The following is a 1,178-nucleotide window of genomic DNA, read 5'->3' as shown; positions in this document are numbered from 1 at the left end:
CGTCCAGTCCGCCACCTCCGGCAGGTCCGTACCGTGCTCGCGGATCCAGGCGTGGTGCCTGCCCCGTACGTCCTCCATCCGCTGCCGCACCGCCGCCGCGCGGACGGCCAGGCCCGGGACGCGGTCGATGACGTCCATCACCAGCCGGTAGCGGTCGAGGTCGTTGCGTACGACCATGTCGAAGGGCGTGGTCGTGGTGCCCATCTCCTTGTAGCCGCGCACGTGCAACTGGTCGTGCCCCGCGTGCCGGTAGGCGAGCCGGTGGATCAGCCACGGATAGCCGTGGTACGCGAAGATGACCGGGGTGTCGCGGGTGAACACCGCGTCGAACTCCCGGTCCGTCATCCCGTGCGGATGGTCCTCGTGCGGCATCAGCCGGGCGATGTCGACGACGTTGACGACCCGTACCGCCAGCTCCGGCAGGTGCTCGCGCAGCAGCCCCGCCGCGGCCAGCACCTCCTGCGTCGGCACGTCCCCGGCGCAGGCCAGCACCACGTCCGGCGCCTCGCCGGGGCGTTCGCTGCCGGCCCACTCCCAGATGCCGACGCCGCGCAGGCAGTGCGCGCGGGCCTGCTCCGGCGTCAGCCAGTCGAACGACGGCTGCTTGCCGGCGACGACGACGTTGACGACGTCGCGGGTGCGCAGCACGTGGTCGGCCACGCACAGCAGGGTGTTGGCGTCCGGCGGCAGGTAGACCCGGACGACGCCGGGGCTCTTGTTGAGGATGTGGTCGACGAAGCCGGGGTCCTGGTGGCTGAAGCCGTTGTGGTCCTGCCGCCAGACGTGCGAGGTCAGCAGGTAGTTGAGCCCGGCGACCGGCGCCCGCCAGGGCTCCTCCCGCGCGGTCTGGATCCACTTGATGTGCTGCGCGGCCATGCTCGCGACGATGTGCGCGAACGCCTCGTACGACGAGAACAGCCCGTGCCGGCCGGTGAGGACGTACCCCTCCAGCCAGCCCTGGCACAGGTGCTCGGAGAGCACCTCCATGACCCGGCCGTGCGGCCCGTGGTGCTCGTCGGTCCGCTCCGTCTCCGCCTGCCACGCGCGGTCCGTGACCTCGAACAGCTCCTGCAGCCGGTTGGACGCCGTCTCGTCCGGGCCGAAGACGCGGAAGTCGCGCCGCTCCGCGGTGTCGGCCATCACCTGCCGCAGCATGGCGCCGAGCACCCGGGTCGGCT

General features: G+C 71.9%; 1 protein-coding gene. It reads right to left on the bottom strand.

Annotated features, from left to right (window positions below; translation table 11 throughout):
- A partial coding sequence (locus H5J30_RS34565; protein ID WP_181791763.1) for a phosphoketolase family protein occupies positions 1 to 1,178 on the bottom strand: 1,178 nt, incomplete at both ends.

The organism is Streptomyces phytophilus (assembly GCF_013870535.1).
GTDB classification, from domain to species: Bacteria; Actinomycetota; Actinomycetes; order Streptomycetales; family Streptomycetaceae; genus Streptomyces; species Streptomyces phytophilus.
Note: the sequence above shows the minus strand (reverse complement) of the source record. Positions and strands in the feature narration are given on the sequence as shown.